The following is a 21129-nucleotide window of genomic DNA, read 5'->3' as shown; positions in this document are numbered from 1 at the left end:
ATGCTTAACACCCCCTCACTACTCAAACTTGCCGCATTGGCCAGCATTGCCGGCCTCGCCGCGTGTGACGCCCCCGCGAATACTGCAGCCAAGCCGACCCCGCTCGTCGAGGTCGTAACGGTTACGCATCAGCTCCGAACGCTATCACAAACCCTCACAGGGTCGGTCGAAGCCAAAGCTCAAGCGTCTGCTGCCTTTCTGATCAGCGGCAGACTTTCGACGCTCACTGTAGACGTCGGCCAGCGCGTCCAGGCGGGGCAAGTTCTAGCGCGGATGAGCCCAGCAGAATATCAAGCAGATGTTGACGCTGCACAAGCGGGGGTAACGGCAGCGCAATCACGTTTGGCGCAGACCAAGACGGCGCTCGATCGACAGACATCCCTCTGGGATCAGGGACTGACGACGCGAAGCGCGCTCGATGGGGCGAAGACGGCTTGGGAAACGGCCTCCGGCACAGCTGAGAGTGCGCAGGCGCAGCTCGAACTCGCCCAAGAAGCTCTCAGCTACACAACGCTCAAGGCACGTGCGGATGGTGTGGTCATCCGCAAACTCGCCAATGTCGACGAAGTCGTTCAAGCAGGCGCGCCTGTCTTTCTCATCGCAGAAGATGGCCCGCGCAACGCACGGATCAATGTGCAAGAAGCCGCAATATCTGGCTGGGACATGAACCAACAGGTCTCGGTCTCCCCCATTTCAAATCCAGCTGCCACCACCACCGGACGCATAGCCGAAATTGCTCCGGCTTTGGACGCGACAGGCACTGTCCCAGTGAAAGTTGAAGTTGACCCTAGCCTGCCCTTAGGCGTGCCCGTCTCCGTCCGATTGCAAGTCCGGCAAGACGATCACGTTACCCTACCGATGCAGGCCCTGACGCTAGCCGATGGCCAAGCGGCGGTTTGGCTCGTCGCTGCTGACAACACAGTCTCTCTGCGAGCAGTCGCTGTCGAACGTTATGAGAGCGGCGTCGCGATCCTAGCCGATGGGCTTGAGGATGACGAGAAGGTGGTCGTGTCCGGGGGGCAGTTCCTGTCCCCCGGCCTCGTTGTCGATACCCGAGAGGTGGCCCAGCCATGAAGTCCGTCACTCTCCTGACCGCCTCGGCGCTTGCGTTGTGCCTGTCGATACCTTCATGGGCGGACGACGCTGCGCCGGGCGACATCGTAACCGTGCGCCCTGTACTCACCCAACTCGTTACAGAGCAGCACGCGTCTGCCCCGCAATTTGTTGGTGTGGTTTCCCCGCGTGTATCGGCTTCTATCGCTTTTCGCGTCGGTGGAACCTTGGTCACACGCCAGGTCGATCTGGGTGCGCAAGTCAGCGAGGGAACACCTCTCGCCAATCTCGACGCCACCACTCAGAACCTTGCGGTTCAAACCGCACGCGCCGATCTCGCTTCGGCAAAAGCCCAATACGCCAATGCCGCCGCCGCGGAAGGGCGCCTGCGCACCCTCACGCAAACGGACGTCGTCTCCATTGCCAATCTCGAACTGGCCGAACAGCAGACGTCAGGGGCAAAGGCGATGCTCGTCCAAGCTGAGTCCCGTCTGCGCCAAACGCAGGAGCAGCTTTCCTACACAACTCTGCTCGCCCCCTTTGACGGCATTGTCACTGCCGTAAACACCGAAGCAGGCTCGGTCGTCGCGGCAGGGCAATCCATCATCACCCTGGCCGACCCAACAACGCGCGATCTCGTTCTTGACCTACCCGATAGCCTCATGGGTGAGGTCTCGGTCGGCACAGAGTTTCAGATTTGGCCTCAATTGACCCCTGAAACCAGCGTTCCGGGAACGGTACGCGAGATCGCCCCCCAAGCAGACCCGATAACGCGGGCTTGGCGCATCAAAATCGGCATTGAGACCGAAGTGGAAGCCTTTTGGCTGGGGTCAACGGCGAGCGCTGCCTTGGTGGCATCCAGCAAGCAGCAACTCACCATTCCTGCCAGTGCTGTCAAATTCGACGATGACAAAACCGGCGTTTGGATTGTCGATGAAGCCAACGCCACTGTTCACTATCGAGAAGTCGTCCTCCGCGGTGCGCCAGCTTCTGGGCGTGCAATCGTCAGTGTCGGCTTACAGGCCGGCGAGCGCGTCGTCGTCGCGGGCGTCAACAGCCTGACCGACGGCCAGTCCGTCAAACTCATTCTGGAGAGCAAAAAATGAAGTCCTTCAACCTCTCCGAATGGGCCCTCCAGCACCGCTCTATGGTCTGGTACTTCATGATCGTCGCCATGGTGGCGGGTGTATTTTCCTATTTAAGCCTTGGTCGTGAGGAAGATCCGGCCTTTGCCATCCGCACCATGGTCATTGCCGCTGCCTGGCCCGGCGCTGCACCCGAAGAAATGGCGACGCAGGTTACGGAGCGCATCGAGCGCGAACTGCAGGATTTGCAGACCCTCGATTTCACGCGCTCGACAACCACCGCTGGCTCGACGACAATTTTCGTCAATCTGCGCAATGAGACCCCGGCGGCGACCGTTCGCCAGACTTGGCTCGAAGTGCGCGCCATGGTCAGCGACATCGCCCGCACCTTCCCCCAAGGCGTCCAAGGTCCCTTCTTCAACGACCGCTTCGGCGACGTCTATGGCAATATCTACGCGTTCACGGCAGATGGCCTGACCCATCGTCAGTTGCGCGACTATGTCGAAGACGCACGGTCCAAGATTTTAACTCTCAAAGAAGCTGGCACTGTCGAACTCATCGGCGCCCAGAGTGAGCAGGTCTACCTCGAATTCTCCTCCCGCCAGCTTGCTGCAATGGGTGTCAGCGCGGCCGAGGTCATTGCGACCCTCCAAGATCAGAACGCGATTAGCCCATCGGGTGTCATCCAAGCAGGCGCGCAACGCGTAGCGGTGCGCGTGGGTGGACAATTCTCCTCAGAAGAAAGCCTTGAGCGCGTCAATCTGCGGATCGGCGACCAGTTCTTCCGTCTGGTCGACGTAGCCAGCGTTCAGCGCGGATATACCGACCCACCAACGGCGCTCTTCCACTACAATGGGGAGCCAGCAATTGGCCTCGCCATTGGCATGCGCGCTGGTGGCAATCTTTTGCATTTCGGCGAAGAGCTTACTGCCGAAGTCGAACGCATCGTTGGCGAACTGCCCTATGGCGTCGAGATCCATCGCGTCTCTGATCAGCCGCACGTGGTTGAAGAAGCCGTCAACGGTTTCACCAAAGCCTTGTTTGAGGCTGTTGGCATTGTTCTCGTGGTCTGCTTCGTCAGCCTCGGCTTGCGTGCCGGCATGGTGGTCGCCCTCTCCATTCCGCTCGTGCTCGCAATCACCTTCCTCTTCATGAGCTATCTCGACATTTCGCTTCAGCGTGTGTCGCTCGGCGCTCTCATCATCTCGCTCGGGCTTCTGGTCGACGATGCCATGATCGCCGTGGAAATGATGGTGTCGCGCCTCGAGGCAGGAGACACTCTCAAAAAGGCTGCCGTGGCCGTTTACACCTCCACCGCCTTCCCCATGCTCACCGGCACTATCGTCACTGTGGCGGGCTTCGTCCCTATCGGCCTAAACTCATCCCAGGCTGGCGAATTCACTTTCACGCTCTTCGTGGTGTTGGCGATAGCCCTCTTGGTTTCATGGGTGGTGGCCGTGCTCTTCACCCCGCTCATTGGCGTTTCCATTCTGCCAAAGCAGATGAAGCATAAGGCTGGCAAAAAGAGCCGCGCCATGCGCGCCTTCTCGGCCGTCATTCAAGGGGCGATGCGCCATCGCTGGCTTACTATTGTCGTCACCATTGCGCTCTTTGGCGCCTCCCTCTTTGGCATGACCCTAATTCCGCAGCAGTTCTTCCCATCCTCGGACCGACCAGAGCTGATCGTGGAATGGACCTTGCCGCAAAACGCCTCGATTGCCGAAACTGAACGACAGGTCACCAAGTTCGAATCCGACCTTCTCGCTCAAAACCCGAACATCGATCACTACTCGAGCCACATTGGCGAAGGCGCGCCGCGCTTCGTTCTGACCCTTGATGTGCCGGTGGCCATGCCAAACATTGCCCAGACCGTCATTGTCACAAAGGGCCTTAAGGTCCGTGATGGGGTGAAGGCGGATATCGAAGCCTATCTGCAGCAGACCTTCCCCGGCACTGATACCTATGTGCGTCGTCTCGCGCTCGGCCCTCCTGTCACCCGCCCGATCCAGTATCGTGTGAGCGGCCCGGACGTCCAAACCCTCCGCACCCAAGCGCAGCGTCTCGCCTCCGTCATTAGCCAGAACCCAGACCTCGGTCCGGTTCGCTATGATTGGATGGAAAGCATGCAAGTTGTGCAGGTCGATGTGCTTGAGGACAAAGCCCGTCAGCTGGGCATTTCCAACAGCGACATCTCTACGGCCCTCAATGGCGTCACCTCTGGTCAGCCGATTACGCAGATTAGAGACAATATCTACCTCGTCACTGTCACCGGACGGTCCGAAGCCAGTGATCGTGGGTCTATAGAACCCCTGCAAGACATGCAGTTGGCAACGGGCGATGGTCGCTCCATCCCCCTCTCCTCGATCGCGACCCTGCGCTATGAGCAGGAGCAACCGGTCATCAATCGACGCGACCGTGCGCCAACCATCACGCTCAATGCTGATGTTGTCGGCACAATCCAGCCCGCCAGCGTTGCCAGCGCATTGGCCCCATTGGTCGCTGACTTCGCTCAATCGCTTCCCGCGGGCTACTCCGTTGTCGCCGGCGGCGAAGTGGAAAGCAGCGAGCAATCGATCACGCCGATCGTTGCCGTCGTCCCGCTCATGCTCTTCATCATGGCCACAGTGCTCATGATCCAGCTACAGAGCTTCTCGCGCCTCATCCTCGTCTTCGCTGTGGCCCCGCTCGCGGTCATTGGCGTCGTCGCGGCGCTCCTGCCCTTCGGCAAACCCCTGGGCTTTGTCGCCATTCTCGGCGTCTTGGCCCTCGTCGGCATCCTCATCCGAAATTCGGTGATCCTCATTGTGCAGATCGAGCATCTGCGCTCCGAGGGGATGCATGCGTGGAACGCCGTCGTCGATGCCACGGAACACCGTGTGCGCCCGATCATCCTCACTGCGCTCGCCGCCAGCTTGGGTCTTATTCCCATTGCGACGGAAGTGTTCTGGGAGCCGATGGCCTATGCCATGATCGGCGGAATTTTGGTGGGCACGATCCTCACGCTGGTGTTCCTGCCTGCGCTCTACGTGGCATGGTTCCGGATCCATCCAGAGGAAACGCCGGAGCCCAAGCTGGCCGTCGCGCCAGCACCACACCCGTAACTGGCAATAAAAAAGGGGCGGTCTATACCGCCCCTTTTCGCATCTGCTTTTTAGCCTGCAATCAACCGTAAACGGCCCGGCACACGGCCTCGCACTTGTTCAGGTCGAGGTAGCCGTCTGTGCGGATGCGCGACTCCATGTCGATCCAGTACTGAACGCCCTGCGGCGCATCGATCGCCTTCAGCACATCCGTTACCGTGTCTGGCCCGATCCCGCCCGAGAAGCCCACGAAGGGACCATTCTTCGCCAACGTCGGCCACGCGGTTGGCGCTACGCCTGTGCCAAAGGACACATCGAACAACCAATCGAGGCGAGAATCGCTAGGCGTCTCTTTGCTGAACTGCAGCATTGAGCGAACCCCGATCTTCCGCCCGAAATAGACGGTGTTCTCGATGTGGGCGGCCGAACTCCCGGTAAAGCTGTGATTAACTTGGACGCGGGAATAACCAAATAGTTCTACGTCCACGCTGTCTGGCTCGTTGGCAATGCGGCGTGCCTGTTCTCCGCACACATGGGCTGCCAAGCGCAGCCCACCCGCTGTCACAAAAGCTTTGCGTTTTTCTGCATCTGGAAACAGCGGCTTTTCTGTCTGCGCATCATCCACCAAGACGCCCCATTCAATCGGGTAACGCGCTGAAAGCGCCCGCAAATCACCGATCTGCGCGGGGTTATCCAAACCCGTAAACGCAATAAAGCTTGGCAGTTCAGCCATACATAAGACTCCCTAAAATATCACCCCGGCTTCTATTGGTACGTACCACTGAAGTCAAATTTTGCGCAGCCCTGCCTGATATTTAATCACTAATCCGTGAAGTTGACTTATTGGTACGTGCCACTTAGCACGCCCCCGTCCGACAGGGATCTCTCATGACCTCTTCTGCACTGAACACAGATGGACCGCTCTACCGCCGCCTCGCAGAACAATTGCGCGCGGCGATCGAAACAGGTGAATTTGCCGCCGATGGGCCGCTGCCCGCCGAGCGCGATCTCGCCCTGCGCTACCAAGTCAGTCGCGACACCGTCCGTAAATCACTAAAACTTCTTGAGACGATCGGCGTCGTCTACGGCGATCACGGGCGCGGGACCTTTGTCTCCCCACCAGCCGTTCAGCAGATGTCGCGGTTCATAGATGGCTTCTCTGTCGATACCAGCAAGCGTGGCGAAACCGCCGGTCAAACCGTTCTTTCTGTCGAACAAATTCCCGCCAGCATCGCTATCGCTGGCGTACTTGAGATTGAGCCCAAGCGCCTCATCACCAAAGTCGTCCGCATTCGCACGGTCGACGACCGGCCCGTTGGTTTGCAGGAAGCCTATCTGAACCTACCCCAAAACAGCTCTTTCACGCTAAGCGAGCTTGCTGAGGTTGGTTCCCTTTATAAGCTGCTCCGCGCTCGATTTAATATCTCGCTGGCAGAAGCACTTGAGAGCCTCGGCGCAATTGCCGCAGGGCCTGAAGACGCGTCCCATCTTAATGTTGAGCAGGGCTCGCCCCTGCTGCTGTGTGAGCGGGTCACCTTGTCCGATCGCCGCCAGCCCATCGAATACTGCGTGATGCGTTACGTATCGACGTATCGCTACACGACCAGGATTAACCAGTTCAGCCAACTCACGAAGTAGCTTAGGAGAGCTCATGTTGAAGGTTTTGAAGGCCGCAGGTCTTGCTGTTAGCGCACTGACGCTGGCGACTGCGGGTGGCGCGATGGCGGAAGATCTGCAGCGCGCCCCGGAAAGTGTCGTTTACTTCATCAACGGCACTCTCGGCGACAAGTCGTTCTTCGACTCCGCGGAACGCGGCATTCAGCGCATCAATGCTGAAATGGGCATCGAAACCAAGACCGTCGAAGGCGGTTACGACCCAACCCGTTGGGAAGCAGCGCTGTTCGATATCGCTGAAAGCGGCGACTACGACACCATCGTTGCAGGCACCTTCACCATGGTCCCGCTGATCGAAAAGATCGCGGTAGAATTCCCAGAAATCCGCTTCGTCGTCTTTGACGGCACCGTGGACTACGCCGTTTGCGGCTGTGAAAACGTCTACTCCATCCTCTTCCGTCAGAACGAAGGCGCATTCGTTGCTGGCGCTCTGTCGGCTCGTCTCACCACGGCTGGCGTTGAAGACATTGCCGAAGGCTCCAAGCTCGGTGTTGTCGGCGCAATGCCGATCCCGGTTATCGATGACTTCCTCGTTGGCTACGAAGCTGGCGCAAAGTCGATCATCCCGGAAATCGAAGTCCTCAAGCAGTACTCGAACTCCTTCGCTGATCCTGCCGTTGGCAAGGAAATCGGCAAGGCCATGTACGATCAGGGCGCAAGCATTGTGTTCCAGGTCGCAGGCGCTTCGGGTCAGGGCACCATTGAAGCCGCTGTTGAAGCTGGCCGCTATGTCATCGGCGTCGATTCCGATCAGGCTCTTCTCTTCGAAGAATCCCGTCCGGAAACCGCAGAACGCATCTTCACCTCGGTCCTCAAGCAGGTCGACAATTCTGTCGTCTACGCTTTCGAGCAGCTCCAGAAGGGCGAACTCAAGCTCGGCTCGGCTGAATCGCTTGGCCTGAAGGAAGGCGCGATCGCTATCGCCGTCAACAAGTACACCGATGCTGTCGTTCCAGCTGACGTGATGGAAGAGATCAAGGTCATAGAAGCCAAGATCATCGACGGCTCTATCGACGTTCCAACAACTCTCTAAGCCTATCTGCCCTCGGAGATTTTTAGATGCACATCGCCCCTTCGATTTCCGAGGGCGCCCCTGCTATTGAGTTGCGCGACGTCACCAAGCGCTATCCCAATGGCACGCTCGCCAATGAACATGTCTCGCTGACCATTCGTGCTGGAGAAATCCACGCGATCTGCGGCGAGAATGGCGCTGGCAAGTCCACGATCATGAAAATGATCTATGGCCTTGAAACCCCAACCTCCGGTCAGATTCTGATCAACGGCCAGCCCGCGCGTTTCACCCACCCAAGCCAGGCAATTGCCGCTGGCGTTGGCATGGTGGCGCAGCACCTTAATCTGGTGCCTTCACTGACCATTGCAGAAAATATCGTGCTGGGCCAAGAACCGCGCCAGTCCAATGGACTGCTGGACCGCGCTGCCGCTGAAAAGGCAGTCGCCGATCTCGCGTCGACCTATGGTCTCGACGTGAACCCCGCTGCCAAAGTTGCCGATTGTTCTATCGGGACCCAGCAGCGCGTTGAAATTTTAAAGACGCTCTACCGCGGCGCGCGCATCATCCTCATGGATGAACCCACGGCAGTGCTAACCCCGCAAGAATGCGATGAGCTGTTTGCCGCGATCCAGCGCCTCGTGGCGTCCGGCGTGACTGTCGTCATCATCACCCATAAGCTTGCGGAAGTGAAAGCGATCTCCAATCGCCTGACCGTCCTGCGCGATGGCAAGGTGACTGGCGCAGCCGACACCGTCGATATCGATCATAAAACTATCGCTGAAATGATGGTTGGTCGCCCCCTCTCGATCCCCCCCGTCCCCCGCGTTGATGCCCGCGACAAGACCCCACTCGTGGTGGTCCGCAATCTCGGTCACATCAACAATCAAGGCACCATCGAACTCTCCAACGTCACCCTAGACGTCGCGCCGGGCGAAATCCTCGGCATCGCTGGCGTTGAAGGCAATGGTCAGGATTTCTTGGCCCGCGTCCTCTCCGGTCTCGCCGATCCGCATTCCGGCACTGCCGAAATCGGCGGCGACAGCTTTGTCGGCCTGGGCGTGCGTAAGGCGCGCGAAATGGGCATGGCGGCGGTCCCTGAAGATCGCCTCACCGATGGCGTCGCTGCAACGCTGTCCATCGACGAGAACCTTGCCGCCACCTCTTATTATCACGCCCCAACCTCCAAGTTTGGCTGGCTGAACACGAGCTATATCAAGCAGCGCGGCGTTGAGCTGATAAAGAAATTCGGCGTCAAAACATCCTCGGGCAAAACCCCGGTTGCTGCGCTGTCTGGCGGCAATATGCAAAAAGTGGTTATGGCGCGCGAGCTCTCGTCTCAGCCACGCTTTTTCATCGCCGCCCAGCCCACCCGTGGCGTCGACATCGGCGCGGCCCAGGGCCTTCGCGACGAAGTCATTGCTGCGCGCGACCGTGGTTGCGCAGTGCTCCTGATCTCCGCCGACCTTGAAGAAGTACTCGCTCTCTCGGATCGCATCGCGGTCCTGTTCAAAGGCGAGATTACCGCACACTTCCGCGCCGACACCGTCGATCAGCGCGAAATCGGGCTCTACATGACCGGCCTCAAGCGTCAGCCAGACGCCTCTGCCCAGCTCAGCGCCCCCTTTGCTACCGAACTTCAGAGTACAGCTTCATGAGCGCGCCAGCTTCTGCCAAAGGCTCCATGATCTCCCGCGTCGGACGCCTCGTTTTCGTTATCGCAGCAGCTTTGCTCTGCGGTTTCATCATGACCACCTTCGCCAGCGAAGACCCGGTCGGAGCGTTCAAAATCTTGCTCACCGGCGCATGGCCAGAAATCTCGTTTGAAGATGGTGAGCTGTCCATCAAGCGCCTCACCCGCGTCGGCTCACTGCTCGAAGACGCCACTACGCTGACCCTGCTGGGTCTAGCGGTTGCGATCCCCTTCCGCGCCAAACAGTTCACCATGGGCGCAGACGGCCAGCTGTTCTTCGGCGCTCTCGCTGCCGGTGCTGTCAGTATGACGCTGCAAGGCCCGTCCTGGGTTGTGCTGCCGGCCGCTTGCCTCGCCGCCATGACTTCGGGCTTTATTTGGGGCCTGATCCCCGGCGCCCTGAAGGCCCGCTTCGGCACCAATGAAATCGTCGCGACGCTGATGCTCAATGTCATCGCGCTCCAATTCTACCGCTTCTGCATCACCTATCTGCTGCGCGATCCGACTGCAGGCTTCATCACCACCGGGCCGTTCCCGGAAGAAGCCCTGATGCCGATCCTGATCAACCGCACCAATGTCACCCCGGTTATTTTCCTCGCTATCGCGGCCGCGATCATCGTCTGGCTGATCATGCGCCGGACCAAAACCGGCTTCGAGATCAACTTGGTCGGCGAAAACCCGCGCTTTGCTAAATATGCTGGCGTGCCGGTGCGCTGGGCCACTGCACTCTCCATGGGCATCGGCGGCATTTTTGCAGGTCTCGCGGGTTTCCACACGGCCAACGGCCTTCTTAAAAACCTGCCGATGGATTTGGCCCCCGGCATTGGTTTTGAGGGCATGGTTGTGGCGCTTCTGGCTCGCAATAATCCCTTGGCGGTGCCGCTAGTGGCGCTGCTCTACGCCTATCTACGTGTGGGCGCTCAGATCATGGAACGCTCGACTGACGTGACCCGTGAAATGGTCATGATCATTCAAGCCTTCATCATCATCTTCGTCGTTGCTGAACGCTTTGGCCCTGCCCTTTTCGCCAAGCTGTTCCAGCGCAAGGCTAAGTCTTCTACCACCGAGGTCAGCGCATGACTTTCGAACTCGCCGCATGGGGTGTCACCTTCGGCACCTTGCTCGCCGCCGTCCTGCGCGCAGCCGCCCCGATCATTCTGGCTGCCATGGGCGGCCTGATTTCCGACCTTGCAGGCTCCACCAATGTGGCGCTTGAAGGCATCATGCTGATTGCTGCCTTCTTTGGCGCAATCGCTTCGGGTTATGCCGCCATCTGGTTCCCCGGCTCGCCGATCTGGTTCTACGCCCTCTTTGGCCTCGTGTATGGCGTTGGCGCTGGCGTTCTCGTGTCCGGCCTATTGGCCGTGTTCCATCTTGAGTTGGGTGCCGACATCATCGTTGCAGGCATCGGCGTCAACATTCTGGCCGCTGGCCTGACCGTCTTCCTCCTCTTTAGCCTCACGGGCGACAAGGGTTCGACGGCGCAGCTCACAACCTTCATGCTGCCCAATATTTCCATGCCTTTCCTTGAAGGCGTGCCGTGGCTCGATCCGATCTTTAACGGCGATGGTGGCAACGGCCACAATATGATCGTCTACATCGCCCTGATCGCCGCGCCGTTGTTGGCCATCCTGCTCTACCGCACACGCTTTGGGCTGCGCCTGCGTGCTGTCGGCGAAAACCGCGAAGCTGCGCTCGCCTCGGGCATTTCGGTTCGCAAAATCCAGTATTCGGCTCTTTTGCTCTCCGGCCTTCTGGCTTCCCTCGGCGGTGTCTTCCTCTCGATGGGTTACCTCAACCTGTTCCAGGCAGACATGACCGGCGGTCGTGGTTTCCTTGCCCTTGCGGCAGTGTTCCTCGGCGCTCGCAATCCTTGGGGCACACTCGTTGCCGCGCTTGTCTTCGGCGCATCGACCGTATTCGCTGCACGCCTCGGCGCGTTTGACGTTCCCTCGCAAATCATCTTCATGATCCCGCCAACCCTGACCCTGATTGCCCTCGTTGGGTTCAACATTCGTCAGGAGCGCGTCGCCCGCCGGAAGATCAAGCAAGCCGCTACGCAGTTGAAGGCCGCTTAAGCATGGCAAGCCCGCGCGCCATCGATCTGCTCGCTTACGGCGATCCAAACGCCGACCATATCTATCTCGCCGACCGGGTCCCTCTGGCCGACGAGAAGCTCTTGGGTCGCAAGCTCGGCGTATTCGGTGGCGGCACAGCGGCAAACGTTGCTTGCGCCGCAACCCGCCTCGGCCTCAAGACTGCCGCGTTCGGACGTGTCGGTGCCGATGCTGACGGCACTATGCTGCTCGCAGAGAATGCCAAACTCGGCATCTCCAACGACTATATGACGGTCTCAGACGACCCAACCGCCTCCGCAATGATCATCGTCAATGCGGACGGCGAAAAGGCGCTGGTCTACGCGCCCATGCCGGGCATTGCCTTTGATGAGCTCAGCCTCACCACAGCCGTACAGCAGGCCCGCGTTGTCTATGCGATGCCCTATGACATCGTGGAATTCACCGCGATTTCCCGGCTCGCCCGCGCCAATGGCTGCCTTGTCGCTATCGATATTGAAGCCGCTGTTGCACCCAATCGCGGACGCCTCGAAGCGCTCCTAACACTGTCCGACATCGTCTTCATGAATGAGCCCGGTTTTCTGGCAACCTCCGCCGAACCCCTCACTCCAGACGCTGTCGTAAAGCTCCTCGATTTCGGCCCGCAGCTGATCACCGTCACCCGCGCCGCCGAAGGCGCAATTTCGGTATCCCGTGACCAAGCTCTCACCCAGTCCAGCTTCCCAACCAGCTTGGTTGACGCCACCGGCGCAGGCGATTGCTTCAACGGCGCATTCCTCGCGGCTCATCTCGCCGGCGCATCTCTGGCTGAAACCTTGCGCTTTGCCTGTGCCGCCGCCGCGATCAGCGTCTCTGCTGTCGGGGCCCGCACCGCCCTGCCGGACATAGCGCAAGTGCAAGCCAAGCTCTCGGCCTAGTTTACAGCGCTCCTCAAACACCGCGCCGATCCCTCCCCCTTAGTCAGGCGCAGGTTCGGTGGCGGCACATATCACTGCGCTAAAAATCCACTCATCAGATGCCGGAAGGCGTCTCGCGCTTTCGGCAGGGTCATATCGGGATCGGAACTTGCCGCCACCCAAAGCGCCGCATTGAGAGCTGCGCCGTTCATCAAACGCGCCGCCGCTTCAATATCCATCCGTTTGACCACGCCTTCTTCCATTAACGTCACCAAGATCGAACGCGTACCAACGAGGCAAGCGCTCTGACTTTCCCACTGTGACGGGTCGCCCAAAACCGCAGGCCCGTCGAGCAGCACAATCCGGCGAATTTCCGGGTCCGTGGCCAGCTCCATATAAGCGATGCCTTCGGCAACCAACTGCTCCCAAAGATTGGCAGGATTGCTCGCACGAACGGTGTCGTGGGCACGCGCCGCCATTTCTGTGTCGACTGCATTGACGACTGCAGCCAACAACCCGCGTTTGTCGCCAAAATTATGATAGAGCGCGCCCCGCGTTAGCCCCACATCAGCCGTCAGCGTATCCATCGACGCGTCAGCATAGCCTTGGTCGGCAAAGGCCTTGCGCCCCGCCGCCAGCAACTTGGCGCGTGTCTCTACCATCATTTCAGCGCGGGTTTTGCGGGCCATTTCAAATACCAACTCACATACACTGCGTATGCCAGTTGACATACGGTGCGTATCTGTATCTATTCACATACGCGCCGTATATCACATCGAGGCGCGCCGTCCCATAGCGGACGATCAACACATGCGAGAATTCTTATGCCCACAAGCACACCGGTTTTCCCGGCGAACCGTCACGCCCTTTATGAGGCGCACCGCTACTCCGCTGCCACGCGCTCGGGCGATTTACTCTTTGTCTCCGGCCAAGTTGGCGGTCGCGAAGATGGCACGCCAGAGCCTGTATTTGCAGATCAAGTTCGACGTGCTTACCAGAATCTTCAGGCGGTTCTCGCCGCAGCTGAAGCGGGTCTGGAAGACATCATCGACGTAACGACATTCCACACCGACCCAGAAAATCAGGTCGGTGATATCATGGCCGTCCGCGCGGAATTTTTCCCAGAGGCGCCCTATCCAAACTGGACAGCGGTCGGCGTGAACTGGCTCTCTGGTTTTGACTTTGAAATCAAAGTCATCGCCCGCATACCGTCTTAGAGCCGAGCGCCCTAGAGGCACTGCCCCAATGCTACGCCCGTACCAAGGGGTGGCGACGCCTTAACGCGTCACCAATTCCTCAACGACCCCGAGCAACACCGCAGCCCCCTTCGCCAATTCTTCCTCAGAAGAATGCTCAAGGGGATTGTGGCTGATGCCGCCAAGGCTCGGCACAAAGATCATGGTGGCGGGACAAACCGCCGCCATCATCTGCGCATCATGCCCCGCCCCCGAGGGCAGTCGCAGATGGGAATAGCCTAGATCCACGGCAGTCTCTTCCACGCAATCGATAAGATCTGGTGCAAAATCAACCGGCGCGCTGGTTCCCAACACCGCCATGTGTGTGCCCAGCCCAGTCTCTTCAGAGATCGCCGCCAACTCAGCCGCCATCGCCTCACGCGCCATGCGCAAAAGCTCCGACTTCGGGCTGCGGCAATCTACAGTCAGCACCGCGCGCGAGGGAATGACATTAATGGCGCCCGGCTCGAGTGAGAATGTCCCCACCGTCGCCACCAAATCAGGCGTATGCGACCGCGCCAGTTCATCAACAAAGCGCATAAACCGCGCTGCGCCCTGCCCCGCATCGCGTCGCAACCGCATCGGCGTTGTCCCGGCGTGATTGGCAACACCATCAAAACTTACACGGATCGAAAAGGCCCCGTTCACTCCGGTAACAACGCCAATGTCGCGCTTATCAGCCTCCAACACTGGCCCCTGTTCTATGTGCAGTTCCACATAGGCAGCAGGCGTTGGGAAACTATCCGTGCCGACATAACCGATGCGCTGGAGTTCTTCTCCAACAGTAACGCCATCCCGATCCGCCGTTGCATAGGCGGCCTCGAGCGACAAAACGCCGGTATAAACCCGTGCACCGAACAGCGAGGGCGTAAACCGAACACCCTCTTCATTGGTAAAAGCAACCAGTGCGAGCGGCCGATTGATCGCCACCCCCTCGGCTTTGATCGTCTCCAACACACCCAGCCCGGCCAAAACGCCGTAGCAACCGTCGTACATCCCCGCGTTGATCACGCTATCGATATGCGACCCGATCAAAACCGGCGATTCGTCCGATCCACTCGGATTGTAGACAATGAAAATATTGCCGATCGCGTCGCAACGCGTCTCAAAACCCGACTCGCGCGCCCACGTCAAAAGCAGATCGCGCCCTTGCCGATCCGCGTCAGAGCACGCCAAACGCGCCAGAACACCACGCTCATCGCGCCCAATCTCACCCAAACGGGTTAGGCGCGACATCAGGATTCGCGTGTCCACACGGGAAGAATTCATTTGGGCTTTGTCACTCAAAACGGGGATCAATAAGCGCTAACTCTAGCACAGCGTCCCGCTTTTCCGGCCATTTCACCAATCGAAAGCGCTATTCCGCTGGGGAAATTTCGCAAGACACATCAGCGGTGCAAGATCGCTTTTAGGCCGAGAACAGGCGCTTTAAGCCTCGGAAAAAACGAATTCATACAGGGCGTTAGTAGCGCCAGTGAGAATTTCTTCTGTTTCGCCTTGTTGTCACCATGAAATTCAGGCATAAAGTGCTCATACGTTTTCAGCCTAAGTCGGCTGCCTTTCTGCCGGTTCTACCGGTCCTTGGCTTTCTGATGCACCTTGCAAACGTGTTAGGCTCCCAGGCATGTCGCTTTGGAGTATTGCTCGTTTAGCTTCGGCTCCGAGCTTTAAGGAAATAAAAATGGCTTCCATCACCGGTACCGTCAAGTTCTTCAACGCCACTAAGGGTTTTGGTTTCATCACCCCAGACAACGGCGGCAAGGACCACTTCGTACACATTTCTGCTGTTCAGCGCTCGGGCGTTGATGGCCTGTACGAAAACGACAAGGTCACCTACGAAGTCGAAACCGGCCGTGACGGTCGTGAATCGGCAATCAACCTGTCGCTGCAGTCGTAATTCGACGCTACGATCAGAATACGAAAGGTCGCCTTTGGCGGCCTTTTTTTTATGCCTGCAGAGTGCTTTGCAAGGCCCGCGCGGATCGCCGCAGCAACTTCCTCCTCGCCCACATTGACACCCCTCCCCTGGAAACGCATTGATAGGCGGTCCACGGTCCCCGCGAGGGGATAATAGGGAATCCGGTAAAGGCGTGACCTTAGTCCGGAGCTGCCCCCGCAACTGTAAGCGGCGACGTGCGCTACTCATGCCACTGGCGAAAGCTGGGAAGGCGAGCGCTCGGTTGACCCGCAAGCCAGGAGACCTGCCATGGAACTGATATCCACTGGGTGCTGATCGGGCGGATCGGCAAGAGGACTTGCCATGGCGACGCTTCGTCAGTTTCCAATCTCCCCAATGTCACGAGCACTGCTGGCCACTGTCGCCAGCGCTTGCATTGTCAGCGCCACCCCCGCGCTTGCTCAGCATGCCGTGCTCGGCACCATCATTATTCAGGCCGACCGCTCGCCCATGCAGCGCGAACAGATGGGCCGCTCCCTCACCGTCATCGACGCCAAGCAGCTCGAAATCAGCAAGGCTCCGTACATCGCCGATGTGCTGCGCCAAGTGCCCGGTCTGGCCGTATCGAGCAGCGGCTCGGTTGGCTCCTTGTCTCAAGTCCGCATTCGCGGCGGTGAAGCCAACCACACCCTCGTCATGATCGACGGCGTCATTGCCAATTCGGCATCCGATGGCGATTTCGACTTTGGCCGCCTGCAAATCGCCGAGGTCGAGCGCATTGAAGTTCTGCGCGGCCCACAGGGCGCATTCTGGGGCAGCAATGCCATTTCGGGCGTCATCAATATCGTCACCAAACCCGGCATTCGCAGCGGGGTGCGCACCACGCTCGGCACCGAATTTGGCAGTGACGGCACCAAGATGGGCTCGGCTCTGCTGCAATATGGTCAGGACAATTTCACGTGGTCCGGCAGTGTTACCAGCCGCCAGACCGACGGCTTTAACATCTCCAGCATCGGCGATGAAAAAGACGGTGCGCAGCATTTTGATGCCAATTTCAAATTCCGCGCTGACATTTCTCCGTCCGTCACCCTCGACGGCAATCTGCGCTACGCCAATACCCTCGCCGAAGGCGACAATGAGGCTAGCTTTGGCGTATTGAACGACAGTGGCGACACAACCAGAACGAGCGAGCTTCTCGGCTCGCTCGGCGGCCGCTGGACGAATGAGGACGCGAGCTGGTTCCAAACCGCGCGCTTCAGCGCAAATCAGGTCGACCAGCTGTTTCAGGGCGGCGCATGGGGCGACTCCGACGCGACAACGCGCCGTTACAAGGGCAGCTATCAGCTCGGCCATCGTTTCTATACGCCGGACCTTCTCAGCGCCGAACACACCATCACTGGCGGCTACGACCTGACCCAAGAGACCTACAAGTCTTCCTATGACGCTGACATGTTCACGCGCTCGACCCATGCTTTCGCCGGGGAGTATCGCGGGAGGTTCGCAAACCAATTCTATGTCACCGCTGCGGTACGCCACGATCTCAATGATCGATTTGAGGATTTTACCAGCTACAGCCTTAGCTCTGCCTGGCAAATCCCCGAGGCTGGAACGCATCTTCACGCCTCCCTCGGCACGGGCTCTTCTAACCCCTCGTTCTACGAGCAGTTCTACGGCGGCAGCAGCACGTTCACACCGAACCCAAATCTGCGTCCAGAGCAGAGCTTTGCGTGGGACATTGGCGTTGAGCAGTCGCTCTTCGGTGGCCAACTGATTGTCGATGCGACCTACTTCAATCAAAGACTAGAAGATCTGATCAAAACAGCCAGCTCCTCCGGGACATCGACCGTCATAAATCTTCCCGGTATCAGCACGCGCCAAGGGCTGGAACTGACCGGCACGCTCGATTTCCTCAATGGCTTTGTCGCCTCCGCCAGCTACACCTATACGCACGCCCGAACAGCTGATGGTGAAATCGAAGTTCGTCGTCCGGCCCACGTCGGCGTCGTCAACCTGCGATACACGCTCGAAGACATCCCCCTAACTTTGCACACCAGTGCAAGCTTTGTCGGCGAAGCCAAAGACAGCGATTGGTCAAACGGCGGACTCGCCACAATCCCCGCCTTCACGGACCTCAGCGCAGGCCTCAACTACAAGGTCAATGAGAACGTCGAAGTCTATGGCCGCGTGACGAACATTCTCAACACGGCCAATCAAACCGTTTACGGGTTCAACTCTCCGGGCCGCACCTTCTACGTCGGCGCTAAGGCCAGCTTCTAATCAATCAAGCTCGGTGACAGGCGATGCGTGTTACCGAGCATCATCTCGAAACGTGTGAAGCACCAGCAAACGGCTCTCACTGCGAAATAATAACAGTATAATATCGCTATTCTGGCGATTGCGACGTTACTAGAATCTTTAGCCTTTCAGGGTAACATCCGTAAAACTCCATAATCATCGCGAAAATTGGCACCAGCAACTTCCAAAATTTCCAGGATACTTATCCTGAATTATACGGAGTTATGCGCCTCTAAATCTTTATCGAAAAACGTGATCACCCCGTACATACGGGAGTATAAAGGCAAGCTCATCACGGAATTGTCACATCAGTATTTTTACGTAGTTACTTCAGCAGGACGCAATTTTTCTGCCGGAGACTATTATGGCCACGCGCTTTACAAACGACCACACCCCTTCTCTTGAGCACGTGAGCAACGGCGCGACACGCCTCGACCTCAATGATGTAAAAGTGGTCGCGGAAGCAGCAACTGACACTCCAATTACGGAGGACTTCAGTCCAGCTACTGAGGGCAAACAGGTCGTATTCGAACTCGACAACGCTGAGACGGTTCGACTCCCGGCAGACGCTAATCTTGACCAAGTCCGCGTAAACGGCGCCAACCTCGAGTTTGTTCAACCCGACGGCACGATTTTGGTCGTGGAGAACGGTGCCGTTGATGGCATCCGGATCATCTTGGGCACCGTCGAAATTCCATCGCAGACCGTTGCGCTGCTGTTCGCAGCCAATGACATCGACATCGCTGCAGGCCCGGGTCGCATAACCGCGCAAAGCTCCGGCGGTAATTTTGAGGTTCCGGTCGGTGGCATTGGCGATGCGTTCCCACTCGGCGATCTCTTGCCGCCAACCGCGCTGGCATTCACCCTCCCGGAACTGCGTGAACTTTATCCTAGCGTGCTGCGTCGCGGCATCGCGCCGGACAATGACAAGCCAACCATTGAAAGCATTGTCTATGGTGTCGGCGGCCGCGTCGGCATGCTCGATGAAGATGGTCTGCCGCAGGCCGCTGCCGACAGTTCCCCCCTCCGCGCTGGCGAAACCGCATCCTCTGGAGCGTCCTCGCAACAGATCAACATCCTTGTCCAGTATGGCAACGACGGCCCTACCGACCTGATGGGCTCCTTTGAACTCCTTGGCTCTGCAAATCTCAACGGCCAGCTGCAAGGTCTTGATGGCCTGCCTCTGACCTTCGCGGTGGAAGGCGGCGCCATCGTCGGACGCTCATCGACTGGCGAGCCCCTGCTCACCATCTCGCTCAGTGGAGCCACGCGCGGCGAAAACGGCGCGGTCACCTATACGCTCGAAGCGCAATTGCTCGGCCCAATCCAGCACGCCACCCAGGGCGAAGATCTGGACATCCTGGCCAATATTGCCTTCCGCGTTACCGATGGTTCGGGCGATCAGGCCAGCAGCACGCTGATCTTTGAAATTGCCGACGACATGCCAAGTTTTGACGCTGAGCGCCTACTCGCGGTCAAGCCGCTGGCTGCCGACGAAACCTATCTCAACACCGAGCACACAGCCAACTTTGCCAGCGCCTTTGAAGACGCCGTAAAGTTCGGCGCTGATGGCAAAGCTGCCCTGGACTACGCACTAAAGCTCTCGGGCCCCAGCGTCGGCTCCGGCCTCTATGCCCTCGACTCTAGCGCGGATGACGGCAAGGGTGCCGAAATTCTCCTGAGCCAGAGCGGCAATATCATCTCCGGCAAGGTGGGCGACGTCACCTATTTCGAAATCACGATCAACCCGGACACGGGTGCCGTCACCCTCGTCCAAAAAAATGCCCTCTGGCACGCTGACACAACCAATCCCGACGACACCCAGACTCTGTCTGCCGCGCCAGAGGCGATAACCATCATCGCAACGGCCACAGACCGAGACGGCGACAAAGCCTCCCACAGCCTCGATCTGAGCAAGGGCACTTTTGCCTTTAAGGATGATGGTCCAAAGATCGACGGCGACAAGGTCGGGAAACCCACCCAACTCATCGTCGATGAAACCACCCTCACAACCGACGCCTCGGCCAATCTGACCAATCTGTTTAGCAGTGCCATCTCCTATGGCGCTGACGGCGCTGGCTCCACCAGCTATGCCCTCAGCCTCACCGGCTCCAATGTCGCCAGTGGCCTCTACGCCCATGGCACCAATGGCGCTCAGGGGACCCAGATCGTTCTCAATCAAACGGGCAATGTCATCACCGGCTCGGCCGGTGGGCAAGACTACTTCACCATCACGCTCAATGCCGATGGCACACTCACGCTCGATCAGATCAAGGCCATCTGGCACGGCGACAAGACCAATCCAGATGACACCCAGACCCTCAACGCAGTGGCCAATGCCCTCAAGCTCGTTGCCACCGTCACCGACGCCGATGGCGATACCGCGTCCCACAGCCTCGATCTGAGCAAGGGCACTTTTGCCTTTAAGGATGACGGTCCAAAGATCGACGGCGACAAGGTCGGGAAACCAACTCAACTCATCGTCGATGAAACCACCCTCACAACCGACGCCTCGGCCAATCTGACCAATCTGTTTAGCAGTGCCATCTCCTATGGCGCTGACGGCGCTGGCTCCACCACCTATGCCCTCAGCCTCACCGGCTCCAATGTCGCCAGTGGCCTCTACGCCCATGGCACCAATGGCGCTCAAGGAGAGCAGATCGTTCTCAATCAAACGGGCAATGTCATCACCGGCTCGGCCGGTGGGCAAGACTACTTCACCATCACGCTCAATGCCGATGGCACACTCAAGCTCGACCAGATCAAGGCCATCTGGCACGGCGACAAGACCAATCCAGATGATACTCAGACCCTCAACGCTGTGGCCAATGCCCTCAAGCTCGTTGCCACCGTCACCGACGCCGATGGCGACACCGCGTCCCACAGCCTCGACCTGAGCAAAGACACTTTTGCCTTTAAGGACGATGGTCCAAAGATCGACGGCGACAAGGTCGGGAAACCAACCCAACTCATCGTCGATGAAACCACCCTCACAACCGACGCTTCGGCTAATCTGACCAATCTGTTTAGCAGTGCCATCTCCTATGGCGCTGACGGCGCTGGCTCCACCACTTATGCCCTCAGCCTCACCGGCTCCAATGTCGCCAGTGGCCTCTACGCCCATGGCACCAATGGCG

The 21129-nt window shown here is 58.6% G+C and carries 16 protein-coding genes and 1 riboswitch; of the genes, 13 read left to right on the top strand and 3 right to left on the bottom strand.

Going from position 1 to position 21129, the window contains the following annotated elements:
• The 3 genes from JHL21_RS14095 to JHL21_RS14085 are packed head-to-tail and all read left to right on the top strand — an operon-like array spanning position 1 to position 5239.
• Positions 1-1074: an efflux RND transporter periplasmic adaptor subunit gene (locus JHL21_RS14095; protein ID WP_200214160.1), complete on the top strand. Its 1074-nt coding sequence runs from the start codon at positions 1-3 to the stop codon at positions 1072-1074.
• Positions 1071-2159: an efflux RND transporter periplasmic adaptor subunit gene (locus JHL21_RS14090; RefSeq protein WP_200214159.1), complete on the top strand. Its 1089-nt coding sequence runs from the start codon at positions 1071-1073 to the stop codon at positions 2157-2159. The genes JHL21_RS14095 and JHL21_RS14090 overlap by 4 nt, the downstream gene beginning before the upstream one ends.
• Positions 2156-5239, top strand: coding sequence for an efflux RND transporter permease subunit (locus tag JHL21_RS14085; protein ID WP_200214157.1), 3084 nt, complete (start codon positions 2156-2158; stop codon positions 5237-5239). Before JHL21_RS14090 ends, JHL21_RS14085 begins: the two co-directional genes overlap by 4 nt.
• Positions 5240-5300: 61 nt before the next feature.
• Here JHL21_RS14085 and JHL21_RS14080 read toward each other — a convergent pair whose 3' ends face one another.
• Complete coding sequence (locus tag JHL21_RS14080; protein ID WP_200214156.1) at positions 5301-5951, bottom strand: phosphoribosylanthranilate isomerase; 651 nt, start codon at positions 5949-5951, stop codon at positions 5301-5303.
• Between the two features lie 155 nt (positions 5952-6106).
• Between JHL21_RS14080 and JHL21_RS14075 the strand changes: the two genes are divergently transcribed.
• The 6 genes from JHL21_RS14075 to JHL21_RS14050 are packed head-to-tail and all read left to right on the top strand — an operon-like array spanning position 6107 to position 12586.
• The gene (locus tag JHL21_RS14075; RefSeq protein ID WP_200214154.1) at positions 6107-6856 is read left to right on the top strand and encodes a GntR family transcriptional regulator; all 750 of its coding nucleotides are present in this window, start codon (positions 6107-6109) and stop codon (positions 6854-6856) included.
• Between the two features lie 13 nt (positions 6857-6869).
• Positions 6870-7925, top strand: a complete 1056-nt coding sequence (locus tag JHL21_RS14070) for a BMP family protein (protein WP_200214153.1) — start codon at positions 6870-6872, stop codon at positions 7923-7925.
• Positions 7926-7951: 26 nt separating this feature from the next.
• Entirely contained in the window at positions 7952-9559 is a 1608-nt protein-coding gene (locus tag JHL21_RS14065; RefSeq protein WP_200214151.1) for an ABC transporter ATP-binding protein, read from the top strand.
• Positions 9556-10674, top strand: coding sequence for an ABC transporter permease (locus JHL21_RS14060; RefSeq protein WP_200214149.1), 1119 nt, complete (start codon positions 9556-9558; stop codon positions 10672-10674). Before JHL21_RS14065 ends, JHL21_RS14060 begins: the two co-directional genes overlap by 4 nt.
• Entirely contained in the window at positions 10671-11672 is a 1002-nt protein-coding gene (locus tag JHL21_RS14055) for an ABC transporter permease (RefSeq protein WP_200214148.1), read from the top strand. The genes JHL21_RS14060 and JHL21_RS14055 overlap by 4 nt, the downstream gene beginning before the upstream one ends.
• A 2-nt stretch (positions 11673-11674) precedes the next feature.
• Positions 11675-12586 carry a carbohydrate kinase family protein gene (locus JHL21_RS14050; protein ID WP_200214147.1) on the top strand — a complete coding sequence of 304 codons (912 nt, stop codon included), beginning with the start codon at positions 11675-11677 and terminating at the stop codon, positions 12584-12586.
• A gap of 71 nt (positions 12587-12657) precedes the next feature.
• On the opposite strand, the gene JHL21_RS14045 is transcribed toward JHL21_RS14050, so the two are convergent.
• Positions 12658-13254 (bottom strand): TetR/AcrR family transcriptional regulator, encoded by a 597-nt coding sequence (locus JHL21_RS14045; RefSeq protein WP_200214146.1) that lies wholly within the window; start codon positions 13252-13254, stop codon positions 12658-12660.
• 135 nt (positions 13255-13389) lie between these two features.
• Between JHL21_RS14045 and JHL21_RS14040 the strand changes: the two genes are divergently transcribed.
• The gene (locus JHL21_RS14040; protein WP_200214145.1) at positions 13390-13782 is read left to right on the top strand and encodes a RidA family protein; all 393 of its coding nucleotides are present in this window, start codon (positions 13390-13392) and stop codon (positions 13780-13782) included.
• A 60-nt stretch (positions 13783-13842) separates the two neighbouring features.
• Here the strand turns inward: JHL21_RS14040 and JHL21_RS14035 are convergent, their stop codons facing one another.
• On the bottom strand, positions 13843-15069 hold the full coding sequence (locus JHL21_RS14035; protein WP_200214144.1) for a Zn-dependent hydrolase: 1227 nt from the start codon (positions 15067-15069) through the stop codon (positions 13843-13845).
• 412 nt (positions 15070-15481) lie between these two features.
• Between JHL21_RS14035 and JHL21_RS14030 the strand changes: the two genes are divergently transcribed.
• The 3 genes from JHL21_RS14030 to JHL21_RS14020 form a co-directional block, all read left to right on the top strand.
• Positions 15482-15697 (top strand): cold-shock protein, encoded by a 216-nt coding sequence (locus JHL21_RS14030; RefSeq protein WP_169196044.1) that lies wholly within the window; start codon positions 15482-15484, stop codon positions 15695-15697.
• Positions 15698-15834: 137 nt separating this feature from the next.
• Positions 15835-16024, top strand: a riboswitch (cobalamin riboswitch).
• A gap of 36 nt (positions 16025-16060) precedes the next feature.
• Positions 16061-17974 carry a TonB-dependent siderophore receptor gene (locus JHL21_RS14025; protein WP_200214143.1) on the top strand — a complete coding sequence of 638 codons (1914 nt, stop codon included), beginning with the start codon at positions 16061-16063 and terminating at the stop codon, positions 17972-17974.
• A 382-nt stretch (positions 17975-18356) separates the two neighbouring features.
• Positions 18357-21129: DUF5801 repeats-in-toxin domain-containing protein (locus JHL21_RS14020; protein ID WP_254082070.1), on the top strand; the 2773-nt coding region annotated here is incomplete at its 3' end.

The organism is Devosia sp. WQ 349K1, from assembly GCF_016595685.1.
Classification (GTDB): Bacteria; Pseudomonadota; Alphaproteobacteria; order Rhizobiales; family Devosiaceae; genus Devosia.
Note: the sequence above shows the minus strand (reverse complement) of the source record. Positions and strands in the feature narration are given on the sequence as shown.